At 62.7% G+C, this 6,623-nt stretch carries 7 protein-coding genes; 2 read left to right on the top strand and 5 right to left on the bottom strand.

Features of this window, described 5'->3' with window-relative positions; genetic code table 11:
* The 3 genes from YUO_RS43070 to YUO_RS0136100 form a co-directional block, all read right to left on the bottom strand.
* A partial coding sequence (locus tag YUO_RS43070) for a DUF4372 domain-containing protein (RefSeq protein ID WP_035728416.1) occupies positions 1–183 on the bottom strand: 183 nt, incomplete at its 3' end.
* Positions 184–571: 388 nt separating this feature from the next.
* Positions 572–2,218: a chaperonin GroEL gene (gene groL, locus YUO_RS0136105; protein WP_028351510.1), complete on the bottom strand. Its 1,647-nt coding sequence runs from the start codon at positions 2,216–2,218 to the stop codon at positions 572–574.
* Positions 2,219–2,347: 129 nt separating this feature from the next.
* Positions 2,348–2,644, bottom strand: a complete 297-nt coding sequence (locus tag YUO_RS0136100; protein WP_028351509.1) for a co-chaperone GroES — start codon at positions 2,642–2,644, stop codon at positions 2,348–2,350.
* Between the two features lie 364 nt (positions 2,645–3,008).
* Between YUO_RS0136100 and YUO_RS0136095 the strand changes: the two genes are divergently transcribed.
* Positions 3,009–3,515, top strand: a complete 507-nt coding sequence (locus tag YUO_RS0136095) for a hypothetical protein (RefSeq protein ID WP_028351508.1) — start codon at positions 3,009–3,011, stop codon at positions 3,513–3,515.
* 113 nt (positions 3,516–3,628) lie between these two features.
* Here the strand turns inward: YUO_RS0136095 and YUO_RS0136090 are convergent, their stop codons facing one another.
* Positions 3,629–4,399 (bottom strand): protein phosphatase CheZ, encoded by a 771-nt coding sequence (locus YUO_RS0136090; RefSeq protein ID WP_028351507.1) that lies wholly within the window; start codon positions 4,397–4,399, stop codon positions 3,629–3,631.
* A 309-nt stretch (positions 4,400–4,708) separates the two neighbouring features.
* On the opposite strand from YUO_RS0136090, the gene YUO_RS0136085 reads away from it, so the two are divergent.
* Positions 4,709–5,503, top strand: a complete 795-nt coding sequence (locus tag YUO_RS0136085; RefSeq protein WP_028351506.1) for a L,D-transpeptidase — start codon at positions 4,709–4,711, stop codon at positions 5,501–5,503.
* Positions 5,504–5,751: 248 nt separating this feature from the next.
* Here YUO_RS0136085 and YUO_RS0136080 read toward each other — a convergent pair whose 3' ends face one another.
* A complete protein-coding gene (locus YUO_RS0136080) occupies positions 5,752–6,558 on the bottom strand; it encodes a DUF2076 domain-containing protein (protein WP_028351505.1) in 807 nt (268 codons plus the stop codon).
* Positions 6,559–6,623: the final 65 nt, after the last annotated feature.

Raw genomic sequence — 6,623 nt, 5'->3', positions numbered from 1 at the left:
CGCCACCACCCCGCGCAGACTGTCGTTCCTGCTCAGCTGCGCGTAGATCAGCGCCACCAGATGATCCCAGCTCTTGAATGACTTGTCGTAGGCATCCCCGCCCAGACGATCCACAACTGTCTGAAACTGCCGCCGATTGATCGGTTCAAGGAGCCTTCCAAAAATGCTATCGCGAAATCGCATGCTCGGCCTTCTGTGTCTCGACAACCAGAAAAGGCCGATTTGCCTCGGTCTCGCCGAGCATGCACCGCGACATAGTGAATCATTCCCCGGACAGCCCTGCCTTGCGGGGGGAGGGTTAGGGAGAGGGGTTCCGCTTGCTCCGCTGTCGGACGAACGCGTGACACTAGAATCAGAATCTCAGATTGATCGCGGAGTTAGTAGTTTGGCACGTGCTGCCCGGGATCTCTTCGTTCGAATGCGCGGCTTACCCCTCTCCCCAACCCTCCCCCGCAAGGGGGGAGGGAGCCCTATCAGTGTGCTCACATGACATCCGAGCCGCAGTTGGCAGCCAAAAAAGAAAGCCGCCCGGAGGCGGCCTTCGATTGGTTGGCGTGGGAACGGGCGGGGCTCAGAAGCCCATGCCGCCCATTCCACCCATGCCGCCGCCACCGCCGGGCATCGCCGGGGCGGGCTCCTTCGGCAGTTCGGCGACCATGGCTTCGGTGGTCACCAAAAGGCCGGCCACCGACGAAGCGTCCTGCAGCGCGGTGCGCACCACCTTGGCCGGATCGATGATGCCCTTGTCGACCATGTCGACATATTCCTCGGTCTGGGCGTCGAAGCCGAAGGTCTCCGACTTGTTCTCGAGGATTTTGCCGACCACGATCGAGCCTTCGACGCCGGCGTTTTCCGAAATCTGGCGAACCGGAGCTTCCAGCGCCTTCAGCACGATGTTGATACCGGCCTGAACGTCGGAATTGTCGTTGTTGATGCGGCCGACCGCCTTCTTGGCGCGGAGCAGCGCCACGCCGCCGCCCGGCACGATGCCTTCCTGCACCGCCGCGCGGGTCGCGTTGAGGGCGTCCTCGACGCGGTCCTTCTTTTCCTTGACCTCGACTTCGGTCGCGCCGCCGACCTTGATCACCGCGACGCCGCCGGCGAGTTTTGCAAGGCGCTCCTGCAGCTTCTCGCGGTCGTAGTCCGAGGTGGTCTCCTCGATCTGCGCCTTGATCTGGGTGACGCGAGCCTCGATGTCCTTCTTCTTGCCTGCGCCCTTGACGATCGTGGTGTTCTCCTTGTCGATCACCACCTTGCCGGCGCGGCCGAGCATGTTGATGGTGACGCTTTCGAGCTTCATGCCGAGTTCATCGGAGATGAGCTGACCGCCGGTCAGGATCGCGATGTCTTCCAGCATCGCCTTGCGGCGATCGCCAAAACCTGGCGCCTTGACGGCGGCGACCTTCAGTCCGCCGCGCAGGCGGTTGACCACCAGCGTCGCCAGCGCCTCGCCCTCGACGTCCTCGGCGATGATCAGCAGCGGACGGCCGGACTGCACCACGGCCTCCAACACCGGCAGCATCGACTGCAGGCCGGACAGTTTCTTCTCGTGCAAGAGCACGTAGACGTCTTCGAGCTCAGCGGTCATCTTCTCGGCGTTGGTGATGAAGTAGGGCGACAGGTAGCCGCGGTCGAACTTCATGCCCTCGACGATGTCCACTTCGGTCTCGAGCGACTTGTTTTCCTCGACCGTGATCACGCCCTCATTGCCGACCTTCTGCATCGCCTGCGCGATCATCTTGCCGATCGCAGTGTCGCCATTGGCCGAGATGGTGCCGATCTGGGCGACCTCGGAGGAGGCGGCGACCGGCTTGGAGCGCTTCTCGAGATCCTTGACGACCGCGTGAACCGCGATGTCGATGCCACGCTTCAGGTCCATCGGGTTCATGCCGGCAGCGACCGCCTTGCCGCCCTCGCGCACGATCGCCTGCGCCAGCACGGTGGCGGTGGTGGTGCCGTCGCCCGCGGTGTCGTTGGTCTTGGAGGCGACTTCGCGCAGCATCTGCGCGCCCATGTTCTCGAACTTGTCTTCGAGCTCGATTTCCTTGGCGACGGTGACACCGTCCTTGGTGATGCGGGGAGCGCCGAAGCTCTTCTCGATCACGACGTTGCGGCCCTTCGGACCGAGCGTCACCTTCACCGCGTTGGCGAGAACATCGACGCCGCGCAGCATGCGGTCGCGGGCGTCGCCGGAAAATTTAACGTCTTTGGCAGCCATTTGAATTGCTCCTGGAAATGGACCTCATCCTGAGGAGCGGGCATCGCCCGCGTCTCGAAGGATGATTTGTGAAAGCCGGGCCCTTCGAGACGGCAGCTTCGCTGCCTCCTCAGGGTGAGGCAGGGTGCCTTACGTCAGCACGCCCATGATGTCGGACTCCTTCATGATCAGGAGTTCCTCGTTCTCGATCTTGACCTCGGTGCCGGACCATTTGCCGAACAGCACGCGGTCGCCGACCTTGACGTCGATGGGAATCAGCTTGCCGGCTTCGTCGCGGCCACCCGGGCCCACGGCGATCACTTCGCCCTGCGACGGCTTTTCCTTGGCGCTGTCGGGAATGATAATGCCGCCCTTGGTCTTCTCTTCTGCATCAATGCGCTTGACCACGACGCGGTCGTGCAGTGGACGGAATTTGGTTTTAGCCATAACGTCTCCTCTTGAAGTTCCTCTGGAAGGCCTGGGGTTTCGGGTCTGTACCACTCGAAAATGGCTGGGAATGCCGGTATTCGACGCTGCCCCGGGGCGGGGCAGCACAACCCTTAGCAATCGTTGTATTTGAGTGCTAAACGTGGGGCCGGGGAATATGTCTTGGCGCCGATCCTGTCAAGCAAACAAGGAGATTAAAGCCTTGGTGAGGCCAATATAGGATGCTGCTTCGGAAACCAAATCGGTGCAGCGGCGTCATTTTATCCGACGTCATTGCTCCGGCAGGCTTTTTGCGGTTGGCTGGTTGACAGCTGCCTATCGGCTGCTTGACGGGAGCAGCCAAGTGATTGCTCGGGGGAATGCGATGATCAGCTCACGTAATGCGCGTACGGTTGCCAATCTGGCGATCGCGTCGGCACTTTCGATCTTGCTGGCGGCGTGCAGCACGAGCCTGCCGTCGCTGTCATCCAGTCCGCCGCCCGAGCCGGAAGTCGCGCCGGAAATGCCGGCAACCGTCCGCGCCGACGAGATCGTCGGCCGCTGGGGCCTTGCCTCGTTTCAGAATCCCAACGACCGCGCCCGCACCGAGGCCGCGGCGCGCGGGCAGTGCAAGCAGCCCTACGTGATCGGCGCCGGCGCCAATGGCGGCGTGGTCATGCATCTGGCCGATCAGGCGACGCCGCAGGAACTGCGCCTTAAGGGCAGTCCGAGCGGCAAGAACTACATCGGCCCGCCCGGCCCGGCCGGCGGCGACCAGGACCGCGAGATCGTCTCGTTCGACGGCCGTGTCATGGTCACCCGTTTCATCGAAAAGGATGCCGCGGTCCGCTATGGCAACATGGTCTATGTCCGCTGCGCGCCGCGGGCGTGATTAGACGTCCTTCCGTGATGCCCCGCGAAGGCGGGGCAGGACGGACACAACAAGCAACAAAAAACGCCGGCATCGCTGCCGGCGTTTTGTTTAGCGCGCGTTAACCAGCCCGATCAATCGAACAGGGCGTCGATGTCGTTCTGCGAGGCGTGACCGTCGTCGCCGTCCAACTTCGGACCATTCAGCAGCTTGGCATCGCCTTCGCGGGTATCGACGATCGGCGGGGCGTGCGCCTTGATGGCGTCGACGCCGCCCCAGATTTCCATCATCTCGACGATGTGCTGTTCGATGAACCTCATCGTGTTCATCACCTTGCTGATGCGCTGGCCGGTGAGGTCCTGGAAATTGCAGGCCTCGAAGATCGAGACGACGCGTTCCTGGATATCCTCGCTGAGCAGCTTCTGCTGGTCCGGAGAAATGTTCTTGGAAAGCGCGGTCGCCGCCTGGTCGATCGCTTCGGTAGCTTCCAGAATCTGCTGGGTGGCCTGTTCGGTGCCGCCAACGACGGCGCCGAGTTCGCCGTTGACCTTAGCCATTTCCTGGCCGTCAAAGCTCTTGCCGTGCAAGGTGGCGATTTCGCGCTTGGTGCGGTTGATGGCGTCGTGAATGAGGTCGAGCTCGACCTTCAGCTTCTCGCACTGCTCGATCTGCGCGCGATAGGTTTCCAGAAGCGCGTGGGACTCGGCGACTTCGCGGATAATGTCCGCGCTCTCGGTCGAAGCGGCGCGGGCGTGGCCGAAGCCGGCCATCTGTGACCGGATCGCGCGCAGCTCGGCCATGATCTCGCGATGCATCGGGCCGATCTCGCCGCCTTCTGTAGGCATGACAATTGGCGCATCGCCCAGAATGGCTTCGATACGAAAACGTTTGCGATTTACCGACATGAGTTTTTCCCACCCCTTCATTGCCCGGGTGTTTTAAACCATGGCGATTTAACGTCAGGTTCACAGCGCAATATCGCGCGTTGGCGCTTTGCCCGCGGCCGCACACCAGCGATTAACCATGAGGGGCCTGCGTTCACGCAAAATAAACGCTACCGGACAAATCCGGACGCGCTTGCCGACGTGGTGAATCGAAACGCGGCTTCTGTTTACCAAACCGATTAGGTTTTGATTTGTATTGATCGCGCGCAGCGGCGTTCGTCGCGCCGCCGCGCCGCGAACCCGCAGTGACGAACAGTACAGAGTACGTCGATGTCCGGAAAAATCTTTGTTGCGCTCTTCGCGAGCGTGTCTTGCCTTTGCTTCGCCAGTGAGGCTGCAGCGATCGACGCCTCGTCATCAACTGAGCCCACCGTGATCTACGCCCGCCACCCGGCGCCGGTGCGCATGGCTTCTGCCGAGCGCTCCAACATGGGCGGCGGCTTCATCGAATTCCTGTTCGGCGATGCGCCGCAGGGCGGACGCTATCGACAAGCGCCGGCCTATCAGCAGCAGCCGGATTACGGCTATGGCGGGCGGCGCGCGTTGCTGCCGCCGATGGATCCGCAGCAGTCGATGCGGCGCGAGGAAGAGGAAGCATTCGACCCCGCGCAGCACCGGCTCGATCCGAAATATGAAAAGCAGGTGGTCGAGTATCACGGCAAGGAAAGCCCGGGCACCATCGTGATCGATACGCCGAACAAGTTCCTGTTCCTGGTGCAGGGCGACGGCAAGGCGCTGCGCTACGGCGTTGGTGTCGGCCGTCCCGGCTTCACCTGGTCGGGCGTCAAGACGATCTCGGCGAAGAAGGAATGGCCGGCCTGGACGCCGCCACCGGAAATGCTGGCGCGCCGCCCCGATCTGCCGCGGTTCATGGAAGGCGGCCCGCAAAATCCGCTCGGCGCGCGCGCGATGTATCTGGGATCGTCGCTCTATCGCATCCATGGCTCCAACGAGCCCTGGACCATCGGCACCAATGTTTCGTCCGGCTGCATCCGCATGCGCAATGAGGACGTGATCGATCTCTACGGCCGCGTCGGCGTCGGCGCGAAAGTGGTGGTGATCTAGCTTCGTGTCGCAACAAACGGTGTCGTCCCTGCGAACGCAGGGACCCATAACCACCACCGTTCGTTGTGGCGCGAGATAGCTGCTCGAGTCTCTGCCACAACACCCGCCTGTGGCTATGGGTCCTGATCGCGCGGAGCCTGTCATCGGGCGCGCATTCGCGCGACCCGTTGGCTTGTCAGGGACGACAGCGGAGGAAATCAAAACGGCCGCCCATTGGGGCGGCCGTTTCGTTTTCATCGCAACGCGCGTCAGGCGTAATCGCCGTCACCGCCGTCACCGCCGTCGTCGCCGTCAAAACCGTCGGCATCATGATCCATGTCGTCGCCCTCGTCGTGCGAGCCTTGATCAAAGAATCCCTGCCGCGAACCACTATCATCATTGTTGTCGGCGCGTCGGCTCGACGACCCGATGTCGTTGATTCCGGCCTCGCGCGCGAGATCGCCGCCGGACTGATCGCCCCACGGCCTGCGGTCTTCGACACCGCCGCTGTGGTTTGCCGTGTCGCCGAATGCTTGATGATTGCCGCCGCCCATCATCCCTCGAATGCTGTTGAGCAGCAGCGATCCGCCGACCACGCCGGCTGCGGCTGCCGCCGCCGTGCCGAGGAATGAGCCGCCACCGCCGCCGGGCTGCGGCTGCGGTGCGCCATACGGCTGGCCATAGGCCGGCTGGTTATATTGTCCGGGCGGCTGCGTCTGCTGCAGCACCTGACCGCTGTTCCATGTCGGGCGGCTGCCCATGTCGGGCGCACGAACGTTGGGCACCGAGCCGTGCTGCTGATTCTGCCCGAAGATTGCGTCGCGCATCGAATCGAGGAAGCCGCCGGGTTGGTTTTGCTGGCCCGCCGCCGCTTCCAATTCCTGGATGCGCATGTCGGCGCGCTTCAGTGCCTCGTCCTGCACAAGCGCGGTTTGCACCAGCGCATAGACCGCGTTGGGCGCGTTGCGCAGGCCCTCCATGATTGCGGACATGGCCTCCGGATCGCGCTTGGCTGTCTCCAGCTTGGCGAGCCGGTTGAAAAGATCGTCAATCAGTTGGCGTTCTTGCGGTGTCATGTCCCTCTCCCTCGCGTCGAATCGTGATCGACGCGCCCAAAGATGTAAGGAAGTCTTTGTGTCGC

The organism is Bradyrhizobium murdochi (assembly GCF_000472965.1).
In the GTDB taxonomy this organism is placed as follows: domain Bacteria; phylum Pseudomonadota; class Alphaproteobacteria; order Rhizobiales; family Xanthobacteraceae; genus Bradyrhizobium; species Bradyrhizobium murdochi.
The sequence above is the reverse complement of the archived record's forward strand: the minus strand, read 5'-3'. Positions and strand labels throughout refer to the sequence as shown.

Coding starts and splice junctions, on each gene's coding strand:
- YUO_RS0136080 (WP_028351505.1), bottom strand. CDS start 6,558: ATGACACCGCAAGAACGCCAACTGATTGACGATCTTTTCAACCGGCTC.
- YUO_RS0136085 (WP_028351506.1), top strand. CDS start 4,709: ATGTCCGGAAAAATCTTTGTTGCGCTCTTCGCGAGCGTGTCTTGCCTT.
- YUO_RS0136090 (WP_028351507.1), bottom strand. CDS start 4,399: ATGTCGGTAAATCGCAAACGTTTTCGTATCGAAGCCATTCTGGGCGAT.
- YUO_RS0136100 (WP_028351509.1), bottom strand. CDS start 2,644: ATGGCTAAAACCAAATTCCGTCCACTGCACGACCGCGTCGTGGTCAAG.
- groL (WP_028351510.1), bottom strand. CDS start 2,218: ATGGCTGCCAAAGACGTTAAATTTTCCGGCGACGCCCGCGACCGCATG.
- YUO_RS0136095 (WP_028351508.1), top strand. CDS start 3,009: ATGATCAGCTCACGTAATGCGCGTACGGTTGCCAATCTGGCGATCGCG.